Annotated in this window: 8 protein-coding genes; 4 read left to right on the forward strand and 4 right to left on the reverse strand. The window is 49.6% G+C overall.

Annotated elements, in window-relative coordinates; all coding sequences use genetic code 11:
• Positions 1 to 593: 593 nt before the first annotated feature.
• Positions 594 to 1,310 (forward strand): hypothetical protein, encoded by a 717-nt coding sequence (locus tag HXZ99_RS01550; RefSeq protein ID WP_194755507.1) that lies wholly within the window; start codon positions 594 to 596, stop codon positions 1,308 to 1,310.
• A 128-nt stretch (positions 1,311 to 1,438) separates the two neighbouring features.
• On the opposite strand, the gene HXZ99_RS01555 is transcribed toward HXZ99_RS01550, so the two are convergent.
• Positions 1,439 to 3,667, reverse strand: a complete 2,229-nt coding sequence (locus tag HXZ99_RS01555) for an NADP-dependent isocitrate dehydrogenase (protein WP_194755508.1) — start codon at positions 3,665 to 3,667, stop codon at positions 1,439 to 1,441.
• 373 nt (positions 3,668 to 4,040) lie between these two features.
• On the opposite strand from HXZ99_RS01555, the gene HXZ99_RS01560 reads away from it, so the two are divergent.
• Both HXZ99_RS01560 and HXZ99_RS01565 read left to right on the forward strand, forming a co-directional pair.
• On the forward strand, positions 4,041 to 5,159 hold the full coding sequence (locus tag HXZ99_RS01560) for an efflux RND transporter periplasmic adaptor subunit (protein ID WP_194755509.1): 1,119 nt from the start codon (positions 4,041 to 4,043) through the stop codon (positions 5,157 to 5,159).
• Positions 5,160 to 5,174: 15 nt separating this feature from the next.
• Positions 5,175 to 8,231 carry an efflux RND transporter permease subunit gene (locus tag HXZ99_RS01565; RefSeq protein ID WP_194755510.1) on the forward strand — a complete coding sequence of 1,019 codons (3,057 nt, stop codon included), beginning with the start codon at positions 5,175 to 5,177 and terminating at the stop codon, positions 8,229 to 8,231.
• A 21-nt stretch (positions 8,232 to 8,252) separates the two neighbouring features.
• On the opposite strand, the gene HXZ99_RS01570 is transcribed toward HXZ99_RS01565, so the two are convergent.
• Together HXZ99_RS01570 and HXZ99_RS01575 are read right to left on the reverse strand one after the other, a co-directional pair.
• Positions 8,253 to 10,160 (reverse strand): sensor domain-containing diguanylate cyclase, encoded by a 1,908-nt coding sequence (locus tag HXZ99_RS01570; protein WP_194755511.1) that lies wholly within the window; start codon positions 10,158 to 10,160, stop codon positions 8,253 to 8,255.
• A 64-nt stretch (positions 10,161 to 10,224) separates the two neighbouring features.
• Positions 10,225 to 11,784 carry a protein adenylyltransferase SelO gene (locus HXZ99_RS01575; protein ID WP_194755512.1) on the reverse strand — a complete coding sequence of 520 codons (1,560 nt, stop codon included), beginning with the start codon at positions 11,782 to 11,784 and terminating at the stop codon, positions 10,225 to 10,227.
• 120 nt (positions 11,785 to 11,904) lie between these two features.
• Between HXZ99_RS01575 and HXZ99_RS01580 the strand changes: the two genes are divergently transcribed.
• Complete coding sequence (locus tag HXZ99_RS01580) at positions 11,905 to 13,080, forward strand: amino acid ABC transporter substrate-binding protein (protein WP_194755513.1); 1,176 nt, start codon at positions 11,905 to 11,907, stop codon at positions 13,078 to 13,080.
• A gap of 82 nt (positions 13,081 to 13,162) precedes the next feature.
• Here HXZ99_RS01580 and HXZ99_RS01585 read toward each other — a convergent pair whose 3' ends face one another.
• Complete coding sequence (locus tag HXZ99_RS01585) at positions 13,163 to 14,458, reverse strand: amidohydrolase (protein ID WP_194755514.1); 1,296 nt, start codon at positions 14,456 to 14,458, stop codon at positions 13,163 to 13,165.
• Between the last annotated feature and the right edge of the window lie 80 nt (positions 14,459 to 14,538).

Raw genomic sequence — 14,538 nt, forward strand, 5'->3', positions numbered from 1 at the left:
ACCGATGGAGGGGCCCGTGCGATGTTCAGCGCCTTGCGGGACGCTGCAAGTACATCCCTGTAAGCTTGGGCGCGGCATCCATGCCGCGCACACCCGCCAGTCACTGAGCATCCCCCGATCCCTTGTCATCAAGGCATATGTGAAACCAACGCATTGCGTTGGCCGGGTGCCGTACCGATGGAGGGGGCCCGTGCGATGTTCAGCGCCTTGCGGGACGCTGCAAGTACATCCCTGTAAGCTTGGGCGCGGCATCCATGCCGCGCACACCCGCCAGTCACTGAGCATCCCCCGATCCCTTGTCATCAAGGCATATGTGAAACCAACGCATTGCGTTGGCCGGGTGCCGTACCGATGGAGGGGGCCCGTGCGATGTTCAGCGCCTTGCGGGACGCTGCAAGTACATCCCTGTAAGCTTGGGCGCGGCATCCATGCCGCGCACACCCGCCAGTCACTGAGCATCCCCCGATCCCTTGTCATCAAGGCGTTGGTTTCGTATGTCTCGAAATTGGAGTTCTTAATGGCAGTGGCTTATGCTTTGTCATTCATGTGGGCGATAGCGTCCGATTTAAATAAGAGGATAAGGTGAACTTCACATGCATCATGCTAAGACATTATTTCTCGGTGGTTCCATCCTGCTAATTTTAATTATTGGGATGTCAGCAACGGTATGGGCCTACACGAGCATCGATTTTACACGCTATCTTAAAGTGAATTCTGCTGGGATTATCCATATCAATTTCGAGGACCCTATGGGTTGGAATAACGATGATTTCTCAAAGCTTCGTCGCGCTGAACTTCTGGCACTGAAAGTTAAAGAACGAATGGACACAGTTCATCGACGTTGCGAAAGATTTGTTGATGATCTAGGCATTCATGAAGAACCGGTACCTCATCACAGTATGCTTTTTGTAAAAACGGCAGAGACGTTGGATCGGCTAGCGGGGATGTCCGATGGTGACGACATTCAGGAAGTTGATTTAATTCGGGCGTTTTTGTTTAACCACGCGGAGCGTGTTGAGCATAATGCGCCCGGAGTGAGCGATGGCAGTTGTAAAAGCTTTATGGCATCAATTCCGGTGCCGGAATCGGATGAAACCAATGCTTTATTTTCGCGTCATAAAACAGACGCTTGTGAGGCAGTAGAGCAATCAACCCTTTGCCTAAATACGGCGCGGGATAGACACAAACCTGTATATGAATCATATTTACAGCAAGGTAATCGGGGACTTAGAAAAATAGATGGTGGAACGCCTGGCTCGCATCGCGGACGTACTGTGTTCCCGGTGTTCGAGCCACGCGAAAATAGATAGTGCGTTCAACGTTCACTAAAACCGAGAAGAAAAAAAATGGTTCACGTGATTCTCGCATAAAAAAATAGGCTCCGAGGAGCCTATTTTTTATTCTGCCTTCGTTGTGCATTGGCAGGGATAATCAGCGCTTATAAACTCGCTAGCAAATCATTGAGTAGTTTACTTGGGCGCATGGCCTTGCTTACTAGCTCTGCATTGGGTTGGTAGTAACCACCGATTTCCACAGCGACACCTTGCACTTCGTTTAGCGTGTTTACAATAGCATCTTCATTGCTTGTTAAGGCTTCAGCTAACTTTGTAAAACGTTGCTGTAATTCGCTATCGCTGGTTTGCGCTGCGAGTGCTTCCGCCCAATACATCGCCAGATAGAAGTGGCTACCGCGATTATCAATTTCGCCAACTTTGCGAGACGGTGATTTGTTCGTTTCTAAAAACTTGGCTGTTGCTTGGTCTAGGGTATCGGCTAACACTTGCGCTCGTGCATTACCAGTCACTTGGCTCAAATGCTCAAGTGAGGCGGCTAGTGCTAAAAACTCACCCAGTGAATCCCAGCGTAGGTGATTTTCTTCAACGAACTGTTGTACGTGCTTAGGCGCTGAACCACCAGCACCGGTTTCAAACAAACCGCCACCATTCATTAGTGGCACAATAGACAGCATTTTAGCACTGGTGTTGAGCTCAAGAATCGGGAACAAATCGGTTAAGTAGTCGCGCAATACGTTACCGGTTACAGAGATGGTATCTTTGCCTTCTTTCATGCGCTGTAACGAATAACGAGTTGCTTCGACCGGTGCCATGATCTGAATGTCCAGACCATTGGTGTCGTGATCTTGTAAGTAGGTATCAACCTTCGCGATTAACTCACGGTCGTGAGCACGGTCGCTATCCAGCCAGAAAATCGCTGGCATGCCACTTTGCTTCGAGCGGTTTACTGCCAATTTCACCCAATCTTGAATAGGGGCGTCTTTCACTTGGCACATACGCCATAGGTCGCCTTTTTCAACCGTGTGTGAAAATACGATTTCGCCTGCAGTATTGGTCACTTGCACAGTGCCTGCCGCTGGAATTTCAAAGGTTTTATCATGTGAACCATACTCTTCAGCTTTTTGTGCCATCAGTCCGACGTTCGGAACTGTGCCCATGGTCGCTGGATCGAAAGCACCATTTTCTTTACAGAAGTTGATGGTTTCTTGGTAGACACCGGCATAGCAGCGATCAGGAATCATCGCTTTCGTATCTGCTTGCTTACCAGCGCGGTTCCACATTTTGCCGCCATCTCGGATCATGGCTGGCATTGATGCGTCGATAATCACATCGCTAGGTACATGAAGATTGGTAATGCCTTTGTCAGAGTTCACCATCGCCAACTCTGGTTGGTTGTCATACACGGCGGCGATATCCGCTTCAATTTCAGCGCGCTTCTCAGCAGGCAATTCAGCTATTTTCGCCACCACATCGCCAAAGCCATTGGTTAAATCAACCCCGATGTCTTTGAATGTATCACCGTGTTTAGCAAATAAATCAGCGAAATATACTTTCACTGCGTGGCCAAATAGGATGGGATCAGACACTTTCATCATGGTTGCTTTTAAGTGCAGCGACAGCAACACATTTTCTGCTTTGGCCGCAGCGGTTTCTTTCGCATAGAAGGCCTGTAGCTTGGCCGCGTTCATGGTCGCCGCATCAACAACTTCGCCGGCTTGTACTTTGATGCCATCTTTTAAAACGGTTTCTTCGCCGCTGTTTGCTTTCAGAACAACTTTGAGGCTATCTGCATTATCAAACGTGGTCGATTGCTCGCTGGCATAAAAATCACCATCTTCCATGTGCGCTACATGCGTTTTGGAGTCTTTAGTCCACGCGCCCATGCGGTGAGGGTGTTTTTTGGCGTAATTTTTCACGGCAGTCGGTGCGCGGCGATCTGAATTACCTTCGCGCAATACTGGGTTTACAGCACTGCCTTTAATTTTGTCGTAACGATTCTTTATGTCACGCTCTTCATCAGTTTTTGGTTCATGCGGATAATTTGGAAGTGCATAACCCTGCGCTTGCAGCTCTTTGATGGCTGCGATGAGCTGAGGAATCGATGCGCTAATATTAGGAAGCTTAATAATGTTTGCTTCAGGCGTCTTCGCCATTTCGCCCAGTTCAGCAAGTGCATCGCCGATACGCTGATCTTCATTCAGGTATTCTGGAAAATTGGCAATAATGCGACCTGCAAGGGAGATATCACGGGTTTCAACCGAAATGCCTGCCGCTTTGGTAAAGGCTTGAATAATGGGCAGCAGAGAATACGTGGCAAGGCGCGGCGCTTCATCTGTTTCGGTATAAATAATCGTAGATTTATCAGTCGACATTGTCATTCCTATTGGTTAATCACCGTGGCAGCCTAGGTTACTTAACATGGCCCATGGTCGTGCAATGTGATGGAAAAGTTCGCGCCGTAGTATGTCAGTTTTAGGCTGTTTATTCAATGTTCAGCAGCGTTGTTGACGGCTTAGACGAGGAACGGCATAATTACTGCACCAGTTGGTTTAGTAATTACTGGGTTCTAGGTTTTTATATACTTTCGGTTCAGATTGTCGCTCGTTCAATGCGCGTTATTTTACCCATACCTTACACAAGTCTTGTCTGCCAAAGTGAACCGTTAAGCCTATAAATCAGTTAGAATACTGGTAGAATCCGCACACGTTTAATTTTTTTAGCTTTAGCCTGGCGAAAGGGATCCCCATGCGTTTACGAATGTTTTTGATGTTGCTAGTGACCGGCTTGGTCTTTGGGCTTATTTTTGGTTACAAAGCGATCGGCAATTATTTCATGAACGACTTCTTCGATAATATGCCGGAATCCACTGCAACTATTACAGCGACTGACGTGAAACAGGAGCGTTGGAGTCAGACGCTCACTTCTGTGGGTAACTTTGTCGCGGTTGACGGAACCATGCTCTCGAATCAAGTGGCGGGTGTGATTACGGAAATTGGCTTTAAGAACGGTGAGCAGGTTGAACAGGGGCAGCTCTTGTTTCAACTAGATACCGATGTTGAAGAAGCGGAACTTGAACGCTTAGAAGTAGCACTGCAGATAGCCCAAACCGAAGCACGTCGTCTTGAGCGTTTGCAAGCATCGCAAAATGTCTCCGAGTCTGAACTAGACCGCGCTCGCAGTGAGGCGGCGCAGGCGCAGGCGATGTTGGGCACTCAGCGGGCACTGATACGGCAAAAAACGATTCGTGCTCCCTTTGCCGGTGTCGCTGGCCTGCGGACGGTAAACCTTGGTCAATTTGTGCAGCCGGGCACGTCGTTGGTGTCAGTGACCTCGTTTTCACCCATCTATTTGAATTTCAGTTTAGCGGAACAACATCTTAGTCGCGTGGCCCCTGGCCATCCTATTGATGTAACGGTTGATTCTCAACCTGATCTTACGTTCAGTGGTGAGGTAACGGCCATTGAGCCACGTGTGCATGAAAGCACGCGCACCATTGAAGTGCAGGCCACTTTAGATAACCCCGACGGTGAGCTGCGCCCTGGTATGTTCGGTCGGGTGCGTATGACCTATGGAGAGCCTCGGGAAATCAACGTTATTCCGCGCACAGCGGTTCAATTTAACCCCTTTGGTAATGTTGTTTACTTGCTTATCGATGATGACGGCACCTTGCGGGTTCGTCAGCGCTTAATTCGAACGGGGCAAACCCGGGGCGATTTAATTGAGGTTACGGAAGGTTTGGAGCAGGGTGATCGCGTCGCCACTTCAGGATTGCTTAAATTGCGCAACAATAGCGCTGTTGAAGTGACTGACGATGAGGATGTGCAGCCGCCTGCTGAACAAGATCCACAGCCCATTAATCGCTAACGCCGGAGATATTCAATGAAGTTTACCGATATCTTTATTAAAAAGCCGGTATTAGCCACAGTTATAAGCTTGTTGATTCTTCTGCTTGGCTTGCGCGCTGCGTTCGACTTGAATGTACGTCAGTTTCCAGAAATTAAAAATGCCGCAGTCACTGTCTCGACCACATACATCGGCGCTGATGCTGAGCTGATTCAAGGTTTTATTACCACGCCATTAGAGCGCGAAATTGCAGCCGCAGAGGGCATCGATTATATCGTATCGTCGTCGATGTCAGGGGTCAGTACCATTACTGCCTACCTGCGCTTAGATTACGACCCAAATGCGGCACTCACGCAGATTGCCGCGCAAGTCAATAAGCTACGCTCTGACTTACCTGAAAATGCCATGGATCCTGTGGTCGAACTTTCGGTCGGACAGGATGTAGCATCCATGTATTTATCGTTTTACAGCGATATTCTTGATAGCAATCAAATCACCGATTACCTCGTGCGCGTTGTTGAGCCACAACTGGCAACCATCGCGGGCGTGCAGCGCGCCCAAATTCTTGGGGCGCAAACATTTGCCATGCGCATCTGGTTAGATTCGGGGCAGATGACGGCATTGAACGTTACGGGTGCTGATGTGATGAGCGCCCTTAGGGCAAACAACGTGCTCAGTGCGGTCGGGCGTACTAAAGGGTCGCGAGTAGCGATTGACCTGAATGCGGACACAGATTTACGTTCTCCCGAAGCTTTTGAGTCTTTAATTATTCGTGCGGATAACGGTTCGGTTGTGCGCTTGCGCGATATTGCAGAAGTAGAACTTGGATCTGAGTCCTATGATAGCTCCGCCTCATATAACGGAGAACCGGCGACCTTTATTGGCATTGAAATCTCTCCTGATGCGAACGCGCTAGACGTGATTGAGGAGGTTCGTCAGGTTTGGGATCGCGATATTATTCCGCAATTGCCCGAAGGCCTGGATGCCAGTATTTCCTATGACTCGACTGAGTATATTCAGAATGCCATCGATGAGGTAGTGCTCACAATCGTATTGGCACTGGTTATCGTGTTGGCGGTGATTTATGCGTTTTTAGGATCGTTACGTTCAGTGGTGATTCCTGCAGTTGCTGTACCCTTGTCTTTGATCGGCACCTTTTTAATGATGCTGGCGCTCGGTTTTTCAATTAACTTACTGACGCTGCTGGCGATGGTTTTGGCCATTGGAATTGTGGTCGATGATGCCATCATCATGCTTGAGAACATTCAACGCCATTTGGAAGAGGGCATGTCGCGCCTTGACGCCTCGATATTGGGGGCACGGCAACTTGCCGGTCCCGTCATTGTCATGTCGACAACACTGGTGGCTGTGTTTGTTCCTATTGGCTTTATCGGCGGCTTAACCGGCACTTTGTTCGTTGAGTTTGCGTTTACCCTGGCGAGTACTGTAATTCTTTCAGGTTTGGTTGCCCTTACGTTATCGCCAATGATGTGTTCGCGAATTTTGCGTTCACGGCGCGATGGCAGCAAGCGGCCGCGCTTAGAGGCCTGGCTTGATGATCGATTTAACCGCTTACGAGAGTGGTACCAAACTCGATTGCACGGCGCCTTGGAAACTAAATCCGTTCTGGCTGTATTTGGCGCTATCGTTTTGGTGTCCTGCTACTTCTTGTTTATCACGAGTAGTTCAGAGCTGGAACCGGAAGAAGATCTCGGTTTTGTGTTTGTGATTGGCACCGCAGATGGCTACGCCACGTTGGATTATATTGAGCAAAACTCCCAGCGGATGGCGCAATTACAACAAAATGTCGATGAAATTGACATGGCATTCGTGATCAACGGCATGCTAGGCCCAGGAAGTGTGGGCACCGGGATTGGCTTGAGCCCCTGGGGTGACCGTGAGCGCAGCACCCAAGAGGTATTGGAACAAGATATCACTCCTTTCTTGGAGCAGATCCCTGGCCTTAATGTGTTTGCTATTGTTCCGCCGTCATTGCCAAGCCCAGGGGGCGGATTACCGGTGGAGTTTGTGATTAGCTCCACCCAACCGGTCGAAAATCTTCAAGAGATTGCTGACGATATTCGTAACCAAGCCATGGAATCTGGACGCTTTATATTCCTCGATACGGATCTGCGCATCGATCGACCGCGCCAAACCATTCAGATAGATCGTGAAAAAGCAGCATTAATGGGTGTCGATATGGCACAAATCACGGCGGATGTCTCTTCTTTGATGGCAGGTGCCTATGTTGGACGTTTCGCGATGGAAAATCGCTCGTATCGTGTTATTCCGCAGATACGCCGAAGTGAACGGTTAACCGCCGATCAATTAACGGAGTTTTATACTCGCAACCGAGCGGGTGAACTGGTTCCGTTATCGACCTTGGTGCGCTTGGAAGAGTCGGTTCAACCGCGTCAATTAAATCGTTTTCAGCAGCTCAATGCGGTTAAAGTTGAAGGGGTTCCACGACCGGGTGTGTCGCTTGGGGAAGCCTTAGGTGTGCTCCAGTCGATTGCGGCAGAACGCTTGCCCGATGGCGTGGTGGTTGATTATGCGGGGCAATCAAGACAGTTTATGACCGAGGGACAGCAACTGCTTGTCACCTTTTTCTTTGCCTTGTTAATTATCTTCTTGGTGTTGGCGGCTCAGTTTGAGTCGTTCCGAGACGCAATTATCGTATTAGTGACGGTGCCTATGAGTATTTGTGGGGCACTGATCTTTGTCAGCTTGGGCTTTACCTCCCTGAATATCTATACTCAGGTCGGTCTAGTCACGCTGATAGGCCTTATTGCGAAGCATGGTATCTTGATAGTTGAGTTTGCCAACCGGTTACAACAAGATGGTCGAAGCAAGCGTGAGGCTATCGAAGAGGCGGCGGGAATTCGTTTGCGGCCTATCTTAATGACAACAGCGGCGACGGTGCTTGCGGTCGTACCACTATTAATTGCAAGCGGTCCTGGTGGCGGTGCACGCTATGCTATGGGCTTGATTATTTTCACCGGCATGACCATTGGTACGTTGTTTACGTTGTTTGTACTGCCTGCCATGTACCTATATCTCGCCAAAGACAGGCAGGGTACGGCTAACGCATAAACGATAGGGGCGCTGCGCAGGTTAACCGCCACGCACGCAATTGCGCCCCTCATTTTTGGCTTGATACAGGTATTTATCGGCACGCTCAATAATGTGATTCGGTGCTTCACCCGGAACCATCATGGTGACACCGATGCTAATGGTCACGTATTGCAGCGGCGAGCCCTTATGAGCACGGCCAACATCAGCAATTCCTTCTTTGAGTAGCTCAGCCGCTGCTATGGCATCGGCCAGATCATCGGCGGGAAGCATGCAAACGATTTCCTCACCACCATATCGGTAGGCGCGTCCTTCACATTGATGCGCGAGTAAGGTACAAATTTCTTTTAAAACCTGATCCCCATCTAAATGCCCATAATGATCATTAAAGGCTTTGAAATAATCCACATCGGCCAGCATAAAGGCATGCGATTTGGTATTTTCATCGCTTAATAGAAATTGCATATCGCGATGGAGTGCCCTGCGATTTAGCAGGCCGGTCAGTCCGTCTATGTGGGCCATGTTGTCTAATCGCTTATTAGCCGCTGCCAGTTCCGAGGTTCGTTTCTCCACTTCACCTTCTAAGGTTTGTTGATGAGTCAAAATACTCTGAGCCATTTCCTGCATAGACCGAATAAGCATACCTATTTCACTGCGTTGATATTGTGGCTCAATTTTTAATTGTGTTACCGCCTCATAACGCTTGTTTCCGACCTCTTGTGCCAGATGTGCCAGGTGACGCAAGGGGCGAGAAATATGTTGGTTCATAAATACGTACAGAATAATGAGCAGTAACATAAAGAAACCAACACTGAGAACGACAAAGCGAATGGGCGACTTGAATGCCTGACTTTTAATTTCGCGCAGGGGGTAGGCGGTGACATACCACCAGTCTGGCCCGGTAATTTTTTGGGCGATGACCAGCATATCCTTTTCATCAAGCGTAAACACCTGATCATCGTGGACGTGTTCGAGTTGGTTCCATATATGGCTGTAGAGCGCATTGTCGATCTGTTCGACGTGAACAATGCCATCTTGACGATGGGGTTCAACCACAGTGGTGGGGGCGGCAATGAATTGCGCTCGGTTGTTGATCACCAAATGGGTGGCTTTCGAGTCGTGGGAATCAATCAATCGCTTGAGCATATCATCAAGGTTGACATCGTGGCTTGGGGTGCCTAAATGCCGACCATCCAAATCGACAGGCACTTGATAGGTGATGACCCACTGGTTTGAAGATAAATCAAAATATAAACCGGTCCAGGCACCTTCTCGTTCTGGATTTGCTGATTGAAGGGTAGAGCGTACGACCGCATATTGGGTCATATCTAAATCATGCCGTGCTTGCCGGCCCCAAGGGTGATTTAAAGAGTAATGGATAAGGGCGTTTTCAGGCATGCTGATATGGGTGTTTTCATACAATTGCTGCCAGCTAGGTGCTAATCGATGGACGACTTTTAAGGCCACCACAATTCGCATTTTACGTTCGTGATCTAATGGCGCTGAACTGTCACCCACGAAAACTGATAGGTGCTTAAACTCCGAGCCATAAGGCCCAGTATAGGTATCCGGGTTTGGTCGATAGCCATCAAAAAAGGTTTGGCGTAACCGATACACGTTGGGATCTGTTTCTTCGAACCAATCATCAAATAGCCGACTCACTTCTTCTGAAGACTCCGCCTTGCGCTGATAGCTCGCAACAAAATACTCACCCAACAGCGCAGCCGTTGCTTCAGCCTGTTCAAACACGCTAGTCTCGCGCTCAATCCGTTGATTGCTGTCGTAAATAAGATGTTCAACTTGCTGCTCGAACGCTTGCTGATAGGAAAAATAAAAGCCAATCAAAGTCGCCAGCGCAATAAGGACACCGGAGGCGATAATGATTCGAACGAGTAGACGTCGTGCTAATGTACGGCTAAAGATACCGCGTCGCTTGCGTACACCCACCATGCTGAGGTTCCTTCCGTATGGTTACCTGATTATGTTGGCACGAGATTTGGAATTGGGCAATGTATCAGGTGCCACAAAAGGTGCGGGTTACCTGTTCGTTCGGTTCGGGCGGAAGCAAGAGGTCTTTATTGTCTCCAAGATCGGCATAGTTATACGGATTGCTCCAAGCGCGATGACAACGAAAGAACTCGGTTAAGTCGCCACTTTCCTCGGCCTGATGAATGATTTGCTGTACCCGATGGTTGCGAGGAATTAAACGCGGATTGGCTTGAGCCATCACGCTAAATGGCTGTTTTGCGTGTGCTTGGTTAAGTAGGGTTAACCAGCGTTTACGCCACAACGGCCAGTGCGCCGCATTTTTGGTGGTTTTTGCAAGCTCTGAGAATGGACCTTCAGCTCGGTCTGCTTGTTGCGTTAAAGATGAAAAAGCAAGCGTATGATCCAACTCATCCGCTTCTGTGGCTTGGTAGAACTCGTCCATAAGGGCAAGCAAGTCTGTTTTCCCGTGCTCATCAAGATCACCAATGGACGCGATGCCGAATTTCCGCGCTAGGCTATGGTCTCGCTTCTGCGCATAAACGTGTGGGAAATCACGAATAATGTCAGTGAGGAGTGCCACGGTTCGTTCGTCACTGTTTGGTGCTTTATCATCGATAAGAGGCAATAGGGTTTCCGCAAGCCGAGCTAAATTCCATTGAGCAATGCGCGGTTGATTTGAAAAGCGATAGCGGCCATTTCGGTCGATAGAACTGAACACTTTATCGTTAATAAAGGTATCCAGAAATGCGCAGGGACCGTAATCAATAGTCTCTCCGCAAATACTGGTGTTGTCAGTATTCATTACACCATGAACGAATCCTACACGCGTCCACTCGGCAATGAGGTGGGCTTGGCGTTGCATAACCTGTTGCAGTAATGCCAGATAGCGAGGGCCGCCAGAAGGGCCTTCAAGAAGTTCCGGAAAATGACGTTTTATGGTGTAGTCAGCCAATTTTTTCACGTGCTCAACGCCCCCATGGGCGGCCGCAAATTGAAAGGTTCCAACGCGGATATGGCTGCTTGCAACACGAGTAAGAATAGCGCCAGGCAAAGGGCTATCACGATATACATACTCACCGCTAGCAACGGCTGCCAAAGCACGGGTTGTGGGTACACCTAGGTGGTGCATGGCCTCACTGACTAGATACTCCCTTAGCACAGGACCGAGGGGGGAACGGCCATCGCCCCCACGGGAGAATGCAGTGGGACCGGCACCTTTGAGCTGGATATCGAACGTTTTATGGGGCGAATCCTCAGGCACCACTTCCGTAAGCAATAATGCACGGCCGTCGCCAAGTTGCGGTACGAAATGGCCAAACTGGTGTCCTGCGTAAGCAAGAGCGCGCGGCTCAATGACATTAGCCGCGTCGCTGTCACGCCACCGTTCATCTTCTAAGTTCCCGGCGTAGAGAAGCAACGCCGTCTCGGATTCTTGTAATGCTTCCGGCAAACTAAGGCTATCTGCTAACGCTTGATTAAACGCAATCCATTGCGGCGCTTGCACGGGCGTTGGCTGGGTGACCCGGCTAAAGAAGTTTCCGAGTTGACCATAGCTGTGTTGAAACCTTGTCTTTGTTGAAGTCATGAACGGTTCCGATATCCCTCAGTTGCCTGACTAGCGAATGATTATGTTATGGTGAAGCGAGTAGGCTCAGATGTCGAGCTTTTCCATATTCCAAATGGTTCTTAGGGCAGAGGAGATGAGATGGTGGCACGTGCATTTATCACACGTTCGGTTTCGATCGTGTCTGCAGCAGTTTTGTTGGGGTGTACTCCCGACACGCCGATTAATTTATTTGAGGAAACCACACCTATTAAGATCGGAGCGACTATGTCGCAAACAGGTGCCTATGCCACACAAGGCAGCGCTGCACTGAATGGCTATCGGTTGTGTGAAGCGCATTTGAACTCTAGCGGTGGTGTGTTACAGCGCCCCATTGAACTCATTGTTTATGATGATGAATCGAACGCTGCACGAGCACAGGAACTGTATAGCAAGCTTATCGAAGAGGATCAGGTGGATGCAATATGGGGGCCTTATGGTTCGACACTGACTGAAGCTGTTGCGCCGATAACCGAGGCGCATCGGATGGTTCATGTGTCACCATTGGCTGCCACGACATCGATTTGGGAACAAGGGCGAGAATACTTATTTATGGTGCTTCCGCCAGCAGAAGTATTTTTAACCGGTGTGATTGCCATTGCAGAACAGCATGGCTTGGAAAAGATTGCGGTGATTCAGGAAGACCAACTGTTTCCGCGGGCAGCGGGACAAGGGGCGTCAGAAGAGGTCACTGAGCGCGACATGTCGCTCGTGTTACATGAAACCTACCCCAGTGGTTTAAGCGATTTTTCCGATTTAGCAGATGCGATTGCAGCATCGGGCGCAGAAGTGGTGGCGATGGCAGCCAGTGCCTTAGATGACTTTATTGCGATGCAAAATGCGTTAACCGATCACGGCGTAGAATTGGCATTCTTTGGTACGTCTGGTGCGGTGCAAGAGTTTTACGATGCATTAGGGGAGCGAGCTGAAGGCGTGTTGGGATTATCGGCTTGGGAACCTACCTTGGATAACCCGGGGGTTGATGAATTTACCCAAAGTTACCGTGATCGTTTTGATCGTGAACCGAGTTTTCATGCCGCGGGCGCCTATGGCACGTGTCAAATATGGACAGAGGCCGTACGCCGAGCAAACTCACTTACCGCCGACTCTGTGCGCAGAGAGCTCTTGGATATGGATATATTTACGGTCTTCGGACGCTTTCGTGTTGATGAGCGGGGTTATCAAGAGGCAAATCAAGGCGTTATCATTCAGTGGCAGGAAGGTGAAAAAGTAGTGGTATGGCCGCCTGATCAAGCGAAGGCAGCAATACGCCGATAACGGTCTGCTTTGACTGCTTGGTAAGCTAAGTTAAAAGCCGAGCAGGGGCCTTTTATGTCCCTTGCTCGGCTTTTTTGATGCGTTAAGGCGCGCTTGGATAGTCTAAAACCCAGTTGATAAACAACTCAGTACCCACCCGCAGTGCCGCTTCGTCGGCATAGAAATAGGGCGAGTGGTTGCTCGGCGCTGTTGCTGGATCTTGCTCCGGCGGGGTAATCCCCAAAAATACAAACATACCCGGGACTTCCATCGCGTAGAATGAGAAATCCTCGGCACCTGTTACTAAATCGGCTTCATAAATATGCTCGTTACCGACGACGCGTTGGGTGGTCGGCATCATGCGAGCGACGAGCTCAGGATCATTGACGGTAACAGGGTAACCCTCATGAATGGTTACATCAGCACTGGCACCGCTAGCAGCCGCAGTCATTTGCGCGGTGGTGGTCAACTTCTCGAAAATCTGATCACGGATACCCATATCGAAGTTCCGGATTGTGCCCTCGAGGTACACTTCATCAGGAATAATATTATTGCGCACCCCGCCTTCTACAATGCCAAAACTGACCACAGCAGGGGCTTTAGTGATATTCACTTGGCGACTGACAATGGTTTGTACATTATTGATAATTTGACTCGCTGCTACAATGGGATCAACACCACCCCAAGGCCGTGAACCATGCGTTTGCTCACCGCGGACACGAATCTCAAACCTATCGGATGAAGCCATTAGTGGGCCTTTACGATAACCGATATGGCCCGTTGTTGCCGCTGACCAAACATGGATTCCCAGAACCGCTTCTGGTTTCACACTCTCGAAAAGACCTTCTTTTAGCATCAGTTCCGCACCGCCTTCTTCGCCTTCCGGTGCGCCTTCCTCTGCCGGCTGGAAAATAAACATCACGGTGCCTTCAAGCTGCCCTTGCATGCCAGCAAGATACTCCGCAGCACCCATTAACATCGCGACGTGAAGGTCGTGCCCACAGGCGTGCATCACGGGTACTTCACGCCCGCGATACTCGCCCGTTGCTGTTGAGGCAAATGGAACATCCGTAAGTTCTTGCACTGGAAGCGCATCCATATCTGCGCGCAGAGCGATGGTGGGGCCCGGTCGACCACCGCGCAGTATTCCGACGACACCGGTATGGGCAATTTCAGTGGTTACCTCCATACCTAGGCTGCGTAGGTGTTCTGCAACAACGCCTGCGGTGCGAAACTCGCGATTGCTCAACTCGGGATGTTGATGAATATCCCGCCGCCATTCAATTACTTTTTGCTCTAACTCTTGGTTGATGGTGACCTTTGCGGGCGATTCGGCGTGCGCTATAGGCGCACTTGCGAGCATGACGATGGCGAGCGTGCTGATTAATACATACTTCATCTATTTGACTCCCAATGTGTGTGTTAAGCTCAGTATTGCAGTGAGTACCATGGAGCGCAATATGCGAACAGCGTCGGGAA

Source organism: Aliidiomarina indica (genome assembly GCF_015354615.1).
Taxonomy (GTDB): Bacteria; Pseudomonadota; Gammaproteobacteria; order Enterobacterales; family Alteromonadaceae; genus Aliidiomarina; species Aliidiomarina indica.

Coding starts and splice junctions, on each gene's coding strand:
- HXZ99_RS01550 (WP_194755507.1), top strand. CDS start 594: ATGCATCATGCTAAGACATTATTTCTCGGTGGTTCCATCCTGCTAATT.
- HXZ99_RS01555 (WP_194755508.1), bottom strand. CDS start 3,667: ATGTCGACTGATAAATCTACGATTATTTATACCGAAACAGATGAAGCG.
- HXZ99_RS01560 (WP_194755509.1), top strand. CDS start 4,041: ATGCGTTTACGAATGTTTTTGATGTTGCTAGTGACCGGCTTGGTCTTT.
- HXZ99_RS01565 (WP_194755510.1), top strand. CDS start 5,175: ATGAAGTTTACCGATATCTTTATTAAAAAGCCGGTATTAGCCACAGTT.
- HXZ99_RS01570 (WP_194755511.1), bottom strand. CDS start 10,160: ATGGTGGGTGTACGCAAGCGACGCGGTATCTTTAGCCGTACATTAGCA.
- HXZ99_RS01575 (WP_194755512.1), bottom strand. CDS start 11,784: ATGACTTCAACAAAGACAAGGTTTCAACACAGCTATGGTCAACTCGGA.
- HXZ99_RS01580 (WP_194755513.1), top strand. CDS start 11,905: ATGGTGGCACGTGCATTTATCACACGTTCGGTTTCGATCGTGTCTGCA.
- HXZ99_RS01585 (WP_194755514.1), bottom strand. CDS start 14,458: ATGAAGTATGTATTAATCAGCACGCTCGCCATCGTCATGCTCGCAAGT.